The sequence below is a fragment of the Haladaptatus marinus genome (assembly GCF_051194195.1).
The window spans coordinates 359,661-374,797 of the sequence record NZ_JBLZNK010000002.1 but is presented as its reverse complement, the minus strand read 5'-3'; the positions used below and the strand labels follow the sequence as shown (position 1 = coordinate 374,797).

The 15,137-nt window shown below is 59.3% G+C and carries 18 protein-coding genes; 7 read left to right on the top strand and 11 right to left on the bottom strand.

Translation table 11 applies throughout. From position 1 onward, the window contains the following. Nucleotides 1–15: 15 nt before the first annotated feature. From cruF to ACN2TU_RS03940, 3 genes are read right to left on the bottom strand one after another with little or no spacing between them, the layout of a single operon-like run. Complete coding sequence (gene cruF, locus ACN2TU_RS03950; protein ID WP_435153150.1) at nucleotides 16–849, bottom strand: bisanhydrobacterioruberin hydratase; 834 nt, start codon at nucleotides 847–849, stop codon at nucleotides 16–18. Next, nucleotides 842–1,669 carry a prenyltransferase gene (locus tag ACN2TU_RS03945; RefSeq protein WP_435153149.1) on the bottom strand — a complete coding sequence of 276 codons (828 nt, stop codon included), beginning with the start codon at nucleotides 1,667–1,669 and terminating at the stop codon, nucleotides 842–844. The genes cruF and ACN2TU_RS03945 overlap by 8 nt, the downstream gene beginning before the upstream one ends. A 23-nt stretch (nucleotides 1,670–1,692) precedes the next feature. Then, complete coding sequence (locus ACN2TU_RS03940; RefSeq protein WP_435153655.1) at nucleotides 1,693–3,174, bottom strand: phytoene desaturase family protein; 1,482 nt, start codon at nucleotides 3,172–3,174, stop codon at nucleotides 1,693–1,695. Nucleotides 3,175–3,682: 508 nt separating this feature from the next. Between ACN2TU_RS03940 and ACN2TU_RS03935 the strand changes: the two genes are divergently transcribed. Then, on the top strand, nucleotides 3,683–3,838 hold the full coding sequence (locus ACN2TU_RS03935) for a hypothetical protein (protein WP_435153147.1): 156 nt from the start codon (nucleotides 3,683–3,685) through the stop codon (nucleotides 3,836–3,838). Here ACN2TU_RS03935 and ACN2TU_RS03930 read toward each other — a convergent pair. Both ACN2TU_RS03930 and btuC read right to left on the bottom strand, forming a co-directional pair. Continuing rightward, nucleotides 3,822–5,084 (bottom strand): heme ABC transporter ATP-binding protein, encoded by a 1,263-nt coding sequence (locus ACN2TU_RS03930; RefSeq protein WP_435153145.1) that lies wholly within the window; start codon nucleotides 5,082–5,084, stop codon nucleotides 3,822–3,824. The genes ACN2TU_RS03935 and ACN2TU_RS03930 overlap by 17 nt on opposite strands. Continuing rightward, nucleotides 5,081–6,190 (bottom strand): vitamin B12 ABC transporter permease BtuC, encoded by a 1,110-nt coding sequence (gene btuC / locus ACN2TU_RS03925; RefSeq protein WP_435153144.1) that lies wholly within the window; start codon nucleotides 6,188–6,190, stop codon nucleotides 5,081–5,083. Before btuC ends, ACN2TU_RS03930 begins: the two co-directional genes overlap by 4 nt. Before the next feature lie 63 nt (nucleotides 6,191–6,253). On the opposite strand from btuC, the gene ACN2TU_RS03920 reads away from it, so the two are divergent. Genes ACN2TU_RS03920 through ACN2TU_RS03910 form a run of 3 tightly spaced genes read left to right on the top strand, consistent with a single transcriptional unit; the run spans nucleotide 6,254 to nucleotide 7,882 of the window. After that, nucleotides 6,254–7,333, top strand: a complete 1,080-nt coding sequence (locus ACN2TU_RS03920; protein WP_435153142.1) for a PGF-CTERM-anchored ABC transporter substrate-binding protein — start codon at nucleotides 6,254–6,256, stop codon at nucleotides 7,331–7,333. Between the two features lie 40 nt (nucleotides 7,334–7,373). After that, nucleotides 7,374–7,655, top strand: a complete 282-nt coding sequence (gene srp19 / locus ACN2TU_RS03915) for a signal recognition particle subunit SRP19 (RefSeq protein ID WP_435153140.1) — start codon at nucleotides 7,374–7,376, stop codon at nucleotides 7,653–7,655. Next, nucleotides 7,655–7,882, top strand: coding sequence for an H/ACA ribonucleoprotein complex subunit GAR1 (locus ACN2TU_RS03910; protein ID WP_435153138.1), 228 nt, complete (start codon nucleotides 7,655–7,657; stop codon nucleotides 7,880–7,882). Before srp19 ends, ACN2TU_RS03910 begins: the two co-directional genes overlap by 1 nt. Before the next feature lie 501 nt (nucleotides 7,883–8,383). Here the strand turns inward: ACN2TU_RS03910 and ACN2TU_RS03905 are convergent. The 5 genes from ACN2TU_RS03905 to ACN2TU_RS03885 all read right to left on the bottom strand — a co-directional run bounded on the left by ACN2TU_RS03905 (nucleotide 8,384) and on the right by ACN2TU_RS03885 (nucleotide 12,043). After that, entirely contained in the window at nucleotides 8,384–8,683 is a 300-nt protein-coding gene (locus ACN2TU_RS03905; protein WP_435153136.1) for a hypothetical protein, read from the bottom strand. A 40-nt stretch (nucleotides 8,684–8,723) separates the two neighbouring features. Beyond that, nucleotides 8,724–9,704, bottom strand: coding sequence for a flap endonuclease-1 (gene fen, locus ACN2TU_RS03900; RefSeq protein WP_435153134.1), 981 nt, complete (start codon nucleotides 9,702–9,704; stop codon nucleotides 8,724–8,726). 41 nt (nucleotides 9,705–9,745) lie between these two features. Continuing rightward, complete coding sequence (locus ACN2TU_RS03895; protein ID WP_435153132.1) at nucleotides 9,746–10,360, bottom strand: YIP1 family protein; 615 nt, start codon at nucleotides 10,358–10,360, stop codon at nucleotides 9,746–9,748. Between the two features lie 93 nt (nucleotides 10,361–10,453). Then, nucleotides 10,454–11,440: a DsbA family protein gene (locus ACN2TU_RS03890; RefSeq protein WP_435153130.1), complete on the bottom strand. Its 987-nt coding sequence runs from the start codon at nucleotides 11,438–11,440 to the stop codon at nucleotides 10,454–10,456. An 87-nt stretch (nucleotides 11,441–11,527) separates the two neighbouring features. Continuing rightward, nucleotides 11,528–12,043 carry a GNAT family N-acetyltransferase gene (locus tag ACN2TU_RS03885; protein ID WP_435153653.1) on the bottom strand — a complete coding sequence of 172 codons (516 nt, stop codon included), beginning with the start codon at nucleotides 12,041–12,043 and terminating at the stop codon, nucleotides 11,528–11,530. A 174-nt stretch (nucleotides 12,044–12,217) separates the two neighbouring features. Here ACN2TU_RS03885 and ACN2TU_RS03880 point away from each other — a divergent pair, with 174 nt between their 5' ends. Continuing rightward, nucleotides 12,218–12,631: a DUF3054 domain-containing protein gene (locus ACN2TU_RS03880; protein WP_435153128.1), complete on the top strand. Its 414-nt coding sequence runs from the start codon at nucleotides 12,218–12,220 to the stop codon at nucleotides 12,629–12,631. Here ACN2TU_RS03880 and ACN2TU_RS03875 read toward each other — a convergent pair. Further along, complete coding sequence (locus ACN2TU_RS03875) at nucleotides 12,621–13,262, bottom strand: SdpI family protein (protein ID WP_435153127.1); 642 nt, start codon at nucleotides 13,260–13,262, stop codon at nucleotides 12,621–12,623. The two genes, ACN2TU_RS03880 and ACN2TU_RS03875, sit on opposite strands and share 11 nt — an antisense overlap. Before the next feature lie 394 nt (nucleotides 13,263–13,656). Here ACN2TU_RS03875 and ACN2TU_RS03870 point away from each other — a divergent pair, with 394 nt between their 5' ends. Together ACN2TU_RS03870 and ACN2TU_RS03865 are read left to right on the top strand one after the other, a co-directional pair. Next, nucleotides 13,657–13,872, top strand: coding sequence for a DUF8015 family protein (locus tag ACN2TU_RS03870; protein ID WP_435153125.1), 216 nt, complete (start codon nucleotides 13,657–13,659; stop codon nucleotides 13,870–13,872). Between the two features lie 50 nt (nucleotides 13,873–13,922). Then, nucleotides 13,923–14,921 carry an ornithine cyclodeaminase family protein gene (locus tag ACN2TU_RS03865; RefSeq protein ID WP_435153123.1) on the top strand — a complete coding sequence of 333 codons (999 nt, stop codon included), beginning with the start codon at nucleotides 13,923–13,925 and terminating at the stop codon, nucleotides 14,919–14,921. The last annotated feature ends 216 nt before the right edge of the window (nucleotides 14,922–15,137 follow it).

Here is a 15,137-nt window from a genome sequence, read left to right as displayed (position 1 = left end):
GCGAAACACCGGGCCTCATCGGGGCGTTCCTCGCGCCGAGCGAGCGACGGCGAAGTCGAACCGGTCGATTCGACGGAGTCCAGCGAACAGAAACAGCGCAATCAGGACGGGAATCCAGTTCCCGAAGTAGGCGTTCATCGCACCCCAGAGGATGACGAAGCTGACCATATCGTCCAACATGAACTCACATCCGTCGAGACGGGTACGGAGCGCACGCCAGTCGAAACCGAGTTCGACCAATCCAACCGCGACAGCCCCACTCAAAACCCAGCCACGATAGTTCGAAAGTGGGACGCCGTAGTACACGCCGCCACCATCGTAGGCCCAGAAGCCGAGGGCGACCGCGGCGGGGTCTAAGACGAGGTCGATGACGAGAACGACGACGAGCGAGGCCGTAACGCGGGCGAGCCGAGAGTCCGCCCGCGGGCCGAGCAGCAGGAGACAGAGCAGATAGCTGTTCAGAACGAGCGGGAAAAAGAAGACGGGCAGACCCGCCGGAACCGTCCCGAACAGCATCGGCCCGAGTTCGAGTTGGTAGTGGAACTCGCCGTACGGAATCCCGGTCGTCACGCCGACGAACTCGATGGCGTAGGTGTACACTGCGAGTACGACGAGAGCGATTCCCGCCCGGCGGTCGATTTCCGGCACGAGTCCGGCGACGAGCGGCGAGCGCATGACGAGCGTCCCGAAGATGATGAGCACCGGATTTCGCGCCAGCCACGCCGGAAGCCATGCCTCGTGACCGGCCACGAACAGCAGAGCACCGACGAGTGGGAAGATGACGGCGATGGTAAACCGGTTCTCGCGGATGAGCGCCGACAGTTTCGCTTCGGCAGTCAGTCTATCCACGGAAGACCCTCCACAGTCCGCCAACGGTCAGAACCATTCCGATGGCAGTGTTGATGGCGGGATACCACCAGTAGGCCCGGTCGATGTCCACGTCGCGGACGACCCACGCCACGACGAACGCGGGATAGCAGAGCAACAGCACGCCTGCTCGCGGGTCGAGGAGGAAAAAGAGGAGTGCCGAACTCAACCAGCAAACGGCACAGTACGCGAGCGTTTGGCGCTCCCCGAGCATCGTTGCAGTGGTACGAATTCCGGCTCGCCGGTCGGGATCGATGTCCGGAATCGCGGAGAACGTATGCATCGCCATTGCCCAGAGCCATCCACCAACGACTGCGAGTAGGGGTGGACTGCTTCCGGAGAGTGCGGCGTAGGCCGCGGCACCCGGAAGGATATACAGCCCGTTCGAAACCGAATCGAGCAGTGGGGTCGTCTTGAATCGCAGTGGCGGCGCCGAATACTCCGCTCCGAGGATTAAAAACCCGATGAGCCACGGCCAAGCGACTCGGGGGATGATGGGGAGAAGCCCTACCCCGAGAAGCACGGAACCGGTGACCGCGATTGGCACGACTGCGCTCCCCCGATAGCGAACCTCTCGGTCGTCCTTTTTCGGGTTCTCCTCGTCAACGTCGGCGTCGAAGATGTCGTTGACGCCGTAGAGAAAGACGTTCGCCGGAAGCAGGAAGTACGCGAAGAGCGCGACTGCCGGAACGGAGAACAATTCGTCGAGACTCGTCGCCCCGTAGGCAACACCGACCAGTACCGGCCCCGCCAAGTAGAGCCAGAACCGCGGACGCGACAGTTTCAGCAGGTATCGAATCATCGTGTGTCGAATGAATTGCTGGTTTAGTGGTCTTCTAAAACGGCGTCGGCAGTGTGTTGCCCGCTGATGAGACACATCGGAACGCCGATTCCCGGCGTCGTGTACGACCCGGTGAAGTACAAGCCATCGACCTTCGGTGAGCGATGACTGGGTCGCATCGGCCCGGTTTGCAACAGCGTGTGCGCCAGTCCGAGGGCTGTGCCCTTCGTGCTGTTATAGCGGTCGGCGAAATCCGAGACGCAGAACTGCTTCTCGAAGACGATTCTGTCACGCAATTCGACGCCCGTGTTTTCGGCGATATCGTCCAAAATCTTCTCGCGATATCCCTCACGGATGGCTTTCCCATCCGGTAGTCCGGGGGCGATTGGGACGAGGGCGAACAGGTTGCTATGTCCGTCTGGGGCCACGCTATCGTCCGTTTTGCTGGGGACACAGAGGTAGTACGCCGGGTCGTCCGGCCACGCCGGATTCTCGAAAATCTGGTGGAAATGCTCGTTCCAATCGGTCGGCAGGACGAGCGTATGGTGGGCGAGTTCGTCAACGTCCCCCTCGACGCCGAGATACAGCAGGAACGCCGACGGTGCGTAGGTGCGTGACTCCCAATATTCGGCGTCGTATTTGCGCGCCTCGGGCGGCAGCAGTTCCTGTTCGGTGTGGGCGTAGTCAGCGTCGCTCACCACGAGGTCTGCGTACATTGAATCGGTTCCGCTGTGGACGAGGAAATCGCCCTCGTGTCCCGTGATTCCCGTCACTTCGTAGTCGGTGACGTATTCGACACCCAACTCATCGCCGAGTTCGACGATACCGTTCACGACGCCGCCGAGGCCGCCCTCGGGGTAGTACACGCCGAGATTGAAATCGACGTGGCTCATCAGATTGTAGATTGCGGGCGTGTTGTTCGGCGACCCTCCCAGGAAGACGAGCGTGTACTGCATTATCTGCTGGAGTTTCGGATGGTCGAAAAAGTCCTCGACGTGGTCTTGCATCGACCCCAGAAGGTTTAGCCCGCGGGCGTTTTTCGCCACGTCCCAGGAGACGTAATCCCGAAACCGGGAGCGGTCTGTGTAGACGAAATGCTCCATCCCGACGCCGTAGTTTTGCTCCGCACGGTCGAGATAGCGTAGCAGTTCCTCGCCCGCACCCGGTTCGTAGGATTCGAACAGTTCCTTGTTTCGTTCGAGGTCAGGAAGGATATCGACTTCGTCCCCATCCTTGAAAAAGATACGATAGTGTGGGTCGAGTCGTTCGAGGCTGTAGTAATCGCTCGGCGTTCGGTCGAAGTGGCCGAAAAACCGCTCGAACACGTCGGGCATGAGGTACCACGACGGCCCCATATCGAACCGAAAGCCATCCTGTTCGAGTTGGCTTGCACGTCCGCCGAGCTGTTCGTTTTTTTCGACGACCGTCACATCCGCACCCGCGTCAGCGAGATAGCAGGCCGTCGAAAGCCCCCCAAACCCACTGCCGACGACGACAATCTCCGCCTGATTCATACTGGTTGTCAGGGCGCGAACCTGATAAAAACGACTCCCCGACCTGTAGGGTTTTATCACTGGATAAGGTCGTCTCTGTGGTGGTTTAGCTGGCGTATAACAAAGGGGCCAGGGGTTCTTCGTCCAGATGCGCCTGCCTGACTCGGGCGCGCAAGCGTGCTAGTGTGAGCGTCGTATTCCGGCGGTGCCGGAGGCTCTGGCGGAAGGTTGGCCTCCTTCCAAAGTGTCACCAATCCTCCCACGAAAGTTCTCATCCCGGGGTACCACAATTCCCGCACTGCACTCCTTTACTTCGGAACGATACACGTGTCGTTCGGTAGACTTATGACATTACACGACAGGTTCACTGCCAACAGAGGCGAATATCGTGGAAGCCGTCGTATTCTCATTACTGCTCGGTGTCGCCTTCCTCTCGTTTCTCATCGTCCTCTCGCTCTACGTCGTCTGATCTCGAATCGTCGGTCTCGACCCGACTGTCGCACAGCGTTTCGTCTCCCTCACGAAGATAAAACGGTTCGCCATGGCGCTGCTGACCGGTGCATTCCTCGGAACCGGCGTCGTCGTCGCACCCTCGGTTCGTGTGGGGGTCGCGGCTATCGTCATGGTTGCGGCGAGCATCTTCGCCGCGCTGATGCTATTCGAATTGATGCAGTATCGGTCTACTGCCGACTCGTGACGTGATTTTCCCCAGCGGCGTCGAGCGCCTCCTCGACCGCCGACAGCAAACCTTCCGGCGAGACGACAGTCCCGCGTTCACACAGTTCTCGATAGCGAACCGCAGCGGTGCTTCCGGCGTAGTTTCGCGTTTCGAACGGACGTTCTTCGACGACGACGACCGAACCTGCGCCGCACGCGACTTCGAGGTTCGCCAGATTACCCGACCCGATTTCTACGTCTGCGAGAACGGTCAGGTCGGCCTCTCGAATTTTCGCTTCGAGCGCGTCCCGCGACTCGGAACTAATGGGTGCAAACGGTTCCTCGACGACCGTCTCCAGTCCGAGCAGTCGGGCGGTTTCGAGGTCGGAATCACCCTCGTTCAGGACGCCGACCGAAACCTCGTATCTCGCCACGGAGAGCAAGTAGAGAAGGCGTGAGACGGTTCCGCCGCCCCCGACGACGTGAATTTTCGCGTCGTTGTCGCGTCCGGTCGTCCGCTCCGGGAGGGCGGTCACATACGTCGAACCCGTGACAGGATGACTGGAAACGACTGCGCGGGCATCGAATGCCTCACGGAGGGTTTCCTCGGCCAGTACTTCCGTCGGCGTTCCGGCCGAAAGCACCGACCCGGAATTGAGAAGCAGGAGTTCGTCGCAGTAGTGTGCGGCGAGATTCAGGTCGTGAATCGCGCCGACAACGGTTTTGCCGTCGTGAACGAGTTCGCGGACGAGTTCGAAGGTTCGAACCTGATGGTTGATGTCGAGACTGGCGGTCGGTTCGTCCAGCAGAAGAACGGGCGTGTCCTGTGCGAGTGCGCGAGCGAGGAGGATTCGCTGGCGTTCGCCGCCGCTGACGGCGGTAATCGGTCGGTTGGCGAACTCTGCTACGTCGGTTCGTTCCATCGCCCGGTCTATCACGTCATTTTCATCGCCGTCGCCAGGGCCGAACCGTGACCGATAGGGATTTCGACCCATGGCCACCACGTCGCGCACGTGGAAATCGAACGAGAGGGTCGTGTCCTGCGGGACGGTCGCCACCCGGCGACTGGCGGCCTTCGAGGAGAGGTCGGCTATCGCCTCGCCATCGACCAGCACGCGGCCTGAATCGGGCGAGAGGACGCCGTTCATCGCCCGAAGAAGAGTGGTCTTTCCGGCCCCGTTTGGCCCGACGAGGCCGACGAATTTTCCGTCCGCAATGTGGGCGTTTACCCCGTCGAGCACCTGCGACTGGCCGAGTGTAATCGACACATCGTCGATTCGAATCACAGCGAATGCACCTCGCGTTTGCGGAGCAGGTAGAGGAAAAACGGCGCGCCGAGAAAGGCGGTGACGATGCCGACCGGAAGTTCGGCCGCACCCGTCGCAGACCGGGCGACAGTGTCGGTTGCGACGAGGAAAACGGCCCCCGCGAGGGCGCTGGTCGGGAGCAGGATTCGATGGTCTGGTCCGACCAGCAGTCGCATTACGTGGGGGACGACGAGGCCGACGAACCCGATGACGCCGGAGACCGAGACGGCAGCGGCCGTAACGACGCTCGCGACGGCGAGGAGGAGACGCTTGGTTCGTTCGACTTCGACGCCGAGGTTGTGGGCATCTTCCTCACCGAGGAGGAGGACGTTGAGTTCCTGTGCGAACAGAGCGAGGACGAAAAAGCCGAGGAGTGCTACCGGAAGGGCAATCCACACTTTCGTCCACGAGGCGAAATGGAGATGTCCCATTAGCCAGTAGACCGCCTCGCGAAGGCTCTTCCCGCTTTCGAGAAGGAGGTACGAAACGACCGCACCGAGGAGCGTCTGTATCGCTACTCCGGCCAGCAAGAGCGTGGCAACCGGTGTCCGGCCGTCTTGTGTAGCTAGCAGGTACACACCAAAGGCGGCGGTTATTGCGCCGACGAAGGAGAAGACGGGAAGCGCGAACGGAACTGAAATCGAGAAGGCGATGGTCGCCACCGCACCGACTGCGGCACCGGACGAAACGCCGATGATGGAAGGGTCTGCCATTGGATTCCGGAAGAAGCCTTGCATGACGACACCCGCTGTGGCGAGGGCAAACCCGACGACACCAGCGAGGACGATTCGCGGCATTCTGAGTGTTACGACGATCGTTTCGGTGGTTTGCGGAACTGGAAACGAAAATAGCGGCGTGTACGTGAATTCCGGCAATGGCACACCGACGGAGAGGACACCCGGAACGGAAAGCGTGTGCTCCGCAAGTCGGATTCCCGTCGGTGCTGCTATCTCGTTGAGCAGGGCTTTCGCGACGAGAAAGGGCGAAAGTGAAACCGATCCGGTCGCGGCACTAAGTAGTACGACAACGATGAGCGCCGCCACCAATCCCCCACACCACGTGGTTACGCGCGTCCCATATCGCATCGGTATCCAAGTCTGGTTGCTTTAGGTAAATATTTATTGAATACGCTCGACGTGCCGATTGTCATGAAACAGCTATTGTTGTCGGCGATTCTCGTCGTCGCAACGCTTTTCGGTGGTATCGCAGTCGGTTCCGTTGGGGTTGCAGGGGCACAGGAAACCTGCTCGTTCCCGGTAACGAAAACCGACGCGACAGGTACTGACGTGACGATAGAGAAGGAACCACAGCGCATCGTTACGCTCTCGCCGAGTGCGGCCCAGACGATGTGGGAAATCGGCGGAAAGCAGAAGGTCGTCGGCGTGACCAAATATTCGGCCTATCTCGACGGTGCGAACGGGAAGGCGAACGTCTCCGGTGCCGGAACGACCACCGTTGTCGCGGAAAAGGTCGTCGCACAAAACCCGGATCTCGTGCTCGCGCCAAACATCATTCCCGACCAGACCGTCCAGAAGTTGCGGGATGCAGGGTTGACGGTGTATAAGTTCCGCGAGGCGAAATCCCTCGAGGACATCTACGCGAAAACCGAACTGACCGGGCAGCTCACGGGTGAGTGCCAGGGTGCCACGGAAACCGTCTCGTGGATGAAAGACCGAATCCAAACGGTTCGACAGGCGGTCAAAGGCGAGGATCGCCCGAAGGCACTGTACGTCATGGGCGGCGGATTCACTGCTGGAGAAGGAACGTACATCGACACCATCATCCGGACGGGCGGCGGAACGAACGTCGCCGCGGAAGCCGACATTTCCGGTTACGAGCAGATAAGCAGTGAGGTCGTTGTCCAGCAAAAACCGGAGTGGTTCGTACTCTCAGGGAGTATGAAAGCGCCCGGCACGTACAGCGACACCCCCGCCGCCAAACGGAACCGGACGGTGTCTCTGAACCCGAACTACCTGAACCAACCCGCGCCACGGATCGTCTATCCTATCACGAAACTGGCGAAGACGTTCCATCCCGAGGCGTACAAGCAAGCGAATGTGACGACTACGACCGAGACGGACGAAACGATGACCACCACGACCGAGTCGATGAGTAGTACGACCACCGCGACTACCACGGAATCCGGTGGTCAACCCGGTTTCGGAGCGATGACTGCAACGTTCGCGGGCGCACTCGCTCTGCTCACGTTCCTCGCTCGACGGGAGTGACACGAAAAGGCGTTTAACGGGTCGCAACAGAGGGAGGAGTATGGTCGAAAAAGTCATCTGGCCCGCATACATCGACGCGGGGTTGACACGCGGTCAAGGACGGCGGGTACCGGAAGCTTCCGCCGTCGAGGAACCGACGGTTGACGAAATCGCTCGGGCCGTCCAACAGGTCGGCTACGACACCGTCATCGAACGCGACAAAGCCTATTCACGCGAAGGGTGGGAGGAGCGCGGCCGCGTACTCGTCAAGAATGCGGACGACGCGTCGAAAAACGACCTCATTCAGGCCGTCGCCGCATACGTCACGGCCATGCGCAACTGATGCGTCGGTTGGGGCAGGTCGTCCGGACTGCACAGGGTCTCGCAATCGTGCAATCGCCGAGCGAGGAGTACCCGGACATCGGAACCATGGTCGTCGATGAAAGCCTCCAGAGCGTCGGCAGAGTAGTCGACGTGTTCGGGCCGGTTTCGCAGCCATACGTGGCGGTGTCGCCCGACGACGACACCCGACTCGCGATGCTCGTCGGGTCGAAACTCTACGCTCGATAGCCACTAGCAACACGGTTTTGTCGATTATACGCAGTTTTCACAGTTGTTTGAACCGTAATCGAACATCGATCATTCACTGCTGACGACTTTGCTAGCAACAAAACCGTTCGAAAGCCCTCGCTGGCTACGCTTGCCCTTTCATCCCACCAGGCCGAGGGAAGGACGAGCGAGCGCGCCTTTCACATATGATTGGTGTAGACGCTTTTCGGCTGGTTGACCTACTGTCGCGGTGGCGCGCGAAGGCGAACCTCCGATAGAGGTTTGTCCGCGCGAGGTTGTCGTGAACGAAGTGAGCGACTGCTCGGAAGTCGCACGCCCGCGGAGCGAAGCGAGCAGGAACGTCTTCCGGTGGACGAAGTGACGAAGGAGTGAGGAGGGTAGGGAGGGTGTGATGCGGTTTCATTGGAGTCGCCAGTAGCTAACAACGCAGTAAAAAGAATCCACTGTGAGCGCAAATCGCACAAAAACAGTGCTGTCGAAACCACCAACCACAATCCCAAATTACCGACTTCGGAGAACGATCCGTTCCATTCGACCGACCGTCTGGGCCTCGGGTTCGTTACCGCCCGCTTCGCCAGCACTCACTTCAACCCGTTCCACCGGCGGTTTTCGATACTCGGTGTAGACGTTCCAGTTGGTTTCGTCGTCCCGTACTGTGAACTCCCGAACGTCGTCCTCGGGTCGCCATACACGCGTCACGGTTCCTTCGACGGTGCCGCCGGTTCCCGGTCCATTCGGTGCCCATTCGAGTTCGACGGTCATCCCCTCCGCCAAATCGTTCGGCGACAGTTCCTCGCTCATGCCTCCGGCTACCGCCTGGGATTCCGTCAACGTACCGGCCCTACGTCCACTGGTCGAGGCCGGTTTGTGTCACGCTCTCCTCGATTCGCTCGAACCCGCGCTCTACTTCGTCTTCGTGCACTTTCCACTCTTCCGTGACGTACTCGCGGGCAGCGTCGATATCGGGGTTCATCCCGGCATCGAATTCGTAGTCGTCGGTCACGTTCGGATCGAGGAACATCTCTCGAATTCGATCCGCGTATTCGATGTGATCGCCGCGCTCTTCGAGGACGCCCCAAAGGTCGCCGTGTTCTTTGACTCCCTTGAGGGCTGTCTTCGGGCCGACGCCGGAGATTCCCTCGTTGAAATCGGTGCCACAGAGGATGGCGATATCCACCAACTGTTCCCACGTGATGTCGTGTTCTTCGAGCGTCGCGTCGAAATCCATCAGTTCCGGATTGCCCTTGCTCGTGAGTTTGCGGAGCGTGAGCGGTGCCCCAAGGAGAAGGGCGTCGTAATCCTCGGTTCCGGCGTAATCGACCGCGCCAGTTCGGGCCATGTGCGCCGCCTGTGCTTCGCCCTCGGCGGGTGCTTCGACAATCGGTACGTCGAGCAGATCGAGCAGTTCGCGGGTCGTCTCCTGTATGACCGGCGTGAGTCGTTGCGTGCTCGCTTCGAGACGCGCGACTTCGATGGCGTCGCCCTCCTCGCGTGCGTCCTCCAGTTGGTCTTCCAGTTTTTCGCGCTGTTCGCGCCGACTCTCGATTTCGTCGCTCTTCAAGTCGGTGACGCTCCCGTCGAAGACGAAGACGGGAGTCAGGTCGTGTTCGAAGAATTTCGGTAATCCCTGCACCACGCCGACGAGGTTCGCCACTTCGGTTCCGTCCGCGGTGGTGTACACCTCGTCACGGGTCCATTTCACCGTCGTCGTGAGATAGCGGTAGAGCCAGTTGTGCGCGTCCACTGCAACCAGCGAGCCTTCCACGTCGTCGAAGCTGATGTCTTCGAGCGCCGCGAGTTGGCGGAGTGCGGAGTTTCCCATTTGCTGGCAGTAGGTCGTGCGGTGGCTTGAAGGCTCTCTTCCTACACCGGAAACGAGACACCGAGCAGACTCGGAATGATAACGATGGCGACCGGAATTCCGACCGAGACGATGGCCTGTCTACGAGTGACGTTGCGAACGTGTTGTACCCCCGCCACCCAGATGTAGGCTCGCCAGAGCGCGAACAGGAGGCCGACGAGTCGGAGGAGAAGGGAGCCAACCGCTCCTCCCGCAAGCATCTCCATCGTCGGCTGAGGGCCCGCAATTCCGGCACTCGATGGGTCGAGCTCGACGGCAACGACGACGAGCATCAACGCGCTGTGGATGATTGACGGGAGATACCCCCAGCCGGTAACCGCCATCGTGTCGCGCAGGGAACCCTCAGCATCGAACAGCGACGAGATGGCGTAAAACGCGACGCTGTAGAACAGCCACACGACGAACGTCAGTACGAATCCGACACCGACGACCGTCGGTAAGAAGTTCTTCGGGTCGTTCGCGTCGAGCACCACCATTGCAAGGAGCGGTTCCACAACGTCGAGGAGGCCAACGCACGCCACGACGAGGACGGGTAACACGAGCGCGGGAGCTGATTTCCGACGAGCAAAGAACGAGTCGGGAGAGAAGAGGACTGTTTGTATCGTGTGGAGGGTCATCGTTATAAAGTAATGTATTTCGTAATTTGATATAAATTCAACCCAATCGGCCAGTCTGAGGGAGCGGAGTCGCTTGAGAACACCGAACTGACGTTATCCGGAAGTCGTTGTCGTGGTAGTAGTGGAGTCTTTGCTGGTCGTGGTAGTGTCCTCGGAAGTCGTCGTTGTACCGTCGGTGGTACCGTCACTCGTCGTGGTCGTTCCGTCAGTTGTCGTCGTAGTTGACCCGTTATCCGTCGTTGTCGTTTCCGACCCCGATCCCTTTCCGAGGGCGGCATCCAGCTGTGCAATCGTCCGATCCGGATGTGCCGTGGGTGCCGTCGTCTCGCCATCGACGACAACCCGGGGGACGGCGGAGATGGGAATTTCCTGAACCTGCGTCATCGTTTTCTCGATTTGTTGCTGGTACTTTCCGCTCTCGATCTCCGAGCGAATCGTATCGAGGTTTTCCACACCCGCCTTCTCCGCGATTCGCATGAGCGTCTCCGTCGTGGCCCAGCCATCGACCCCGCTTCGGTTTTGGAACATGTATTCGAAGTAATCCCAGTACGATTCGGGGTCGTTGTTCCAGACTGCGAGTCCTGCTCGTGCCGCTCGGGGTTCGTCAGGGCCGTGGAACCCTTCGCCGTCCCTGTACGCAACTGCACGGAATTCGAGCGCCACGTCGCCGGGTTTGACGTATTTCTCGACGATGTCGCCCAAAAAGCCGAGCACAAATTTCTGTGTGTGTGGGCATTTCCACGCACCATAGACGGTTGCGGTGACGGGGGCGTCATCCGAACCCATTCTTGCGTAGGTAAATCCACTCGGGTCGCTCGGAACGGTCACCGAGTCGTAAAGCCCCTTCGGGGATTCGATTTCCTCGGGTTCCTCTTCCTCGTCCGTCGTTTCCTCAGTGGTCGTCTCCTCGTCGCCGATATCTACATCGGCCGTCGTTGTTTCTTGATCCACCGATGTTCCGCCCGGCGCAGAGGTTTCTTTCGGGTTCGAGCTGCTGTTCGAAAGGGCTGAACAGCCTGTCGTCCCGACTGACAGTCCCGCGCCGACAAGACCGAGTATTTTTCGCCGACTCGTCTTCATAGATGTATCTCATCGTACCCAACCTTCGTTAATCGGGTGTTAAAGGGTAAAACGAAGGGAACAAGCACGAGCAGAATTCGCTTCCGTTCAGCGTGGAGAGGGCGGTGCCGAACCGCGTTTTTCGGCTAAAAACGACTCCTCATCCGCCGAGAGGTCACGGTCGCGAAATACGTCTAGTCCGGATTGATACTTCATGGGAGACTGCGCCGCCGGATATTCCAACACGAGTTCCGCCAACCCGGTCTCCTCACCCGTCCAACTGAATCCCGCCCGGTAGAGTGCCTGATACGCGAAGGGGTTGTTTACCGCGATTCGAACGCGGCGGTAGCCTCGCTCGTGAATCCGCCCCGTGGTGAATCGGGCGAGTTCCGACCCGATACCGTCTCCCCGCCTGTTTATTCGAACCGTCACGTATCGAAGCCACATCGTCCCCTCGTCCGTTCGGTCTTCGTTGAACGCGATTGCGGCGAGGAGTTCGCCGTCCTGCCGAGCGACTGCTTTTCCCGAGTTCGACATCACGAACTTGCCCGCGTAACTGAACTCTTCGTGATCGAGGCGAAGGGTTGGCCCGTCCTCGGGCCAGCCCAGTATCGCATACTCCATAGCGATGATTTGGACGCAACCCACATCCATCCGTCGGGTGTCTCCCGCTGAGCATCCATCGGGCCTTTCTGGCTGAGTCATATCGCGCGTTCGAAACCGTGGATTCGACTGCACCGTTGCGGGCGTCAAACGCACATCGGGAACGACATAACCCCGGCGTCCTGAGTACACCGTATGAGCAGTGCCTTCGCCACCGGGCGCTTTGACCGCTCGCCAACCACGGCAGGATTGGGTATCGGTGATCTGCTGGTAATTCTTGGACTCCTTTGGATGGGAAGCCTCCGTCACAACGAGAATCCGATAGCGACACCGCTGCTGTTCGCGGATACGGTCGCTCCGTTTCTCATCGGGTGGATAATCGCGTCACTCCTCGTCGGAGCCTACAGCACGCAAGCGCGCCAATCGGTTCGTGACGCAGTTCGGTTCGGCGGCGGAGCGTGGATCATCGCATCCCTTATCGGAGCGGGGCTGAGAGCAACGTCGCTGTTTCACGGCGACGCACCGCTTTCGTTCGTCCTCGTCGTCACCGGAATCGGACTCGTTTTCTTGGTCACCTGGCGGGGACTGGTGGCGGCGGTTACACCGTAACGCGTCGGTATTCGACGTACGAGTATACGGTGAGGTAGATGGAGGTGCCGACCGCCGGCACGACCATGAAATATATCGCGTACACGGGGACGAACGCACCGAGAACCGCGATGATACCGGCGAATTTAAACAGCGTTCCGGCTCTACTATGCGTGTTTTTCCACACTTCGTCGTTCGAGAGCGTCCAGGGGGTTTTGACTCCGACGAACCAGTTGCGCTCGACGCGGTTCATCAACGTTCCGATGAAGTAGAACAGGACTCCCATCGCGGGTGCGAGCACCGTCGTGAATTCGAACCGATAGCCGAGATTCCATAGGATGACGAGCGAGTGGACGTACAACATGAACGCCACGAACAGGACGACGAACAGTTCGTACTGTTCGCGGAACATCTGGATGTTCTCACTCAACGGGTCGATTCGTGGAATCACAGCGAACAAGACGAGAAGCCCGGCGGTGAGGGTCGGGAGTAAAAAGAGGCCCCAAAGCTTCGACATCGTCCCGTCGGCATCGCCACTCGCGTTCCAGTGAGTGGCCATCCGGTCGGGCATCTGGGGATAAAAATACGCACTGACGCCGAAGGCAATGACGACGAGCAGGAGTGCGACGAGATACTGTGTTCGCACCTTCATACGTACACTTTAAGCTTTTATCCTTATAAACCTACGCGGAACGTCCAAAGGACAAACACGACTGACGTTCGGTTGTGGAAAACATAGGGTCGCAGATTTACCGCCGTCCAATGACGATTACTCGTGGGTATCTTCGACCTCTGCTTTCCGTCACCAACACCCGTGGTAATTATTGACAAGGGGTTTCGATAGGGGAAATAATTCTCAGTCATATCCAAAATTGGCTCAAACTGCTGTAAACTAAGGCCTCCTGCCCTGTATCCTCAGTTGATTCTCATAACTTATGAGAAAGCAATGCGTCAATGAGTCTGTGAATATAGAGTAGATACACAGAACGACTGGCTCTCATATGGGGAAGAGTTATATACCCTCCCCGCATATTCTATAATAGATTATGACTGGATACTACGACCTCATTTTGGGCCTGATTCCGCTCGCACTGGTAGGCGTAACTGGAGCACTCAGCGTTGCTGGACTCGCACTGACGACGGCAATTCCGCTCGGCGCAACCGCGTCGGTGCTCCTCATCGGCCACGCATTGTTCGTAAACGGCCCTGTCGATAACGCCCCACCTGCCCAGTCTTCTACCCCAGTCAACTCCGCAGATTAATCTTCTTCGTTTCCTCAACGGTTTTGTCGCTGGCTGTTTTCTTGCCAATCATGACAGATGCGCTGTTTCTGACGAGCGACGACGTTGCCGGACTGGCAACGCCGCATGAGCACGTTGAGGCTGTCCGTAAGGGCTACCGCCAGCGAGGTGCGGGCGCGCCCGCAAAACCGCGTACCACACTCCCGAACGGCGAACCAGCGGGGATGCTGACGAGTTACTCCGCGATTCTTCCCGAAACCGGGGCGATGGGCGGCTACATGTACTCCGCCGGGTTCGGTGCGGGCGATGCCTGGTTCATGACGCCCCTGTTCGATGCCGACAGCGGCGAACCCCTCGCCCTCATCGACGGTGCGAGCATGAATCCGTTCAAAACCGGCGCGGTGGGTGCGGTTGGCGTGGACGCACTCGCCCGGGAGGACGCGACGAAACTCGCCATCATCGGAAGCGGCGCGCAGGCGCGCGGGCAACTGAAGGCAGTAACAACCGTGCGCGACATCGAAACCGTCTCGGTGTATTCACCAACCAAAGAGAGTCGCGAATCGTTCGCTGGCGAGATGAACGAAGCACTCGATGCCTCGGTCGCCGCCGTGGCCAGCAGCGCCGCCGCAGTCGAGGACGCCGAAATCGTGATTACGGCGACCACGGCCAGCGAACCGGTGTTCGACGGCGACCTGCTCGAAGACGGTGCCCACGTTACCGCGATGGGACAGTACCACCCGAAAAAGCGTGAACTCGACGCGACAACTATCGAACGCGCGACGTACGTTCCCGATTTACGCAAACGAGCGACACAGGACGCCGGGTCCTTCCTCGCCGCGCTCGAATCGGGTGCCGTGACGGAAGACCACATTCACGCCGAACTCGGCGAAGTCGTCGCGGGCGAAGTCGTCGGACGGGAGTCCGAGAACGAAATCACCCTCTTCGACAGCGGCGGAACAGGAATCGAGACGGTCGCTTCGGCGTATATGTTGTACGAGAAAGCTCTCGATGAGGGACTGGGTTCGACGATTTCGCTCTCGCCTGCGAGTGAGGCGTTGACTGGGGAATAGCAAGTAACGTCGGTAGTTGCGGACGAGAAGTGATTCGAGCGGGTTTTAGTTTTGGGTGGTCGTTGAGTTGCTGTCAACAAATCACGACAACACATGTCCGCACCCGCGGGCTACACCCTCCCCAACCGATTCACTTCGTTCGTTGCACTCACTCCGCTCATCCCTTGCACGCTGTCAGCCCGATCCTCCGGGCGGTCTGCCCTCCGGAACGCGCCA

Coding starts and splice junctions, on each gene's coding strand:
- ACN2TU_RS03945 (WP_435153149.1), bottom strand. CDS start 1,669: ATGATTCGATACCTGCTGAAACTGTCGCGTCCGCGGTTCTGGCTCTAC.
- ACN2TU_RS03935 (WP_435153147.1), top strand. CDS start 3,683: ATGGCGCTGCTGACCGGTGCATTCCTCGGAACCGGCGTCGTCGTCGCA.
- btuC (WP_435153144.1), bottom strand. CDS start 6,190: ATGCGATATGGGACGCGCGTAACCACGTGGTGTGGGGGATTGGTGGCG.
- ACN2TU_RS03920 (WP_435153142.1), top strand. CDS start 6,254: ATGAAACAGCTATTGTTGTCGGCGATTCTCGTCGTCGCAACGCTTTTC.
- srp19 (WP_435153140.1), top strand. CDS start 7,374: ATGGTCGAAAAAGTCATCTGGCCCGCATACATCGACGCGGGGTTGACA.
- ACN2TU_RS03910 (WP_435153138.1), top strand. CDS start 7,655: ATGCGTCGGTTGGGGCAGGTCGTCCGGACTGCACAGGGTCTCGCAATC.
- ACN2TU_RS03905 (WP_435153136.1), bottom strand. CDS start 8,683: ATGAGCGAGGAACTGTCGCCGAACGATTTGGCGGAGGGGATGACCGTC.
- fen (WP_435153134.1), bottom strand. CDS start 9,704: ATGGGAAACTCCGCACTCCGCCAACTCGCGGCGCTCGAAGACATCAGC.
- ACN2TU_RS03895 (WP_435153132.1), bottom strand. CDS start 10,360: ATGACCCTCCACACGATACAAACAGTCCTCTTCTCTCCCGACTCGTTC.
- ACN2TU_RS03890 (WP_435153130.1), bottom strand. CDS start 11,440: ATGAAGACGAGTCGGCGAAAAATACTCGGTCTTGTCGGCGCGGGACTG.
- ACN2TU_RS03885 (WP_435153653.1), bottom strand. CDS start 12,043: ATGGAGTATGCGATACTGGGCTGGCCCGAGGACGGGCCAACCCTTCGC.
- ACN2TU_RS03880 (WP_435153128.1), top strand. CDS start 12,218: ATGAGCAGTGCCTTCGCCACCGGGCGCTTTGACCGCTCGCCAACCACG.
- ACN2TU_RS03875 (WP_435153127.1), bottom strand. CDS start 13,262: ATGAAGGTGCGAACACAGTATCTCGTCGCACTCCTGCTCGTCGTCATT.
- ACN2TU_RS03870 (WP_435153125.1), top strand. CDS start 13,657: ATGACTGGATACTACGACCTCATTTTGGGCCTGATTCCGCTCGCACTG.
- ACN2TU_RS03865 (WP_435153123.1), top strand. CDS start 13,923: ATGACAGATGCGCTGTTTCTGACGAGCGACGACGTTGCCGGACTGGCA.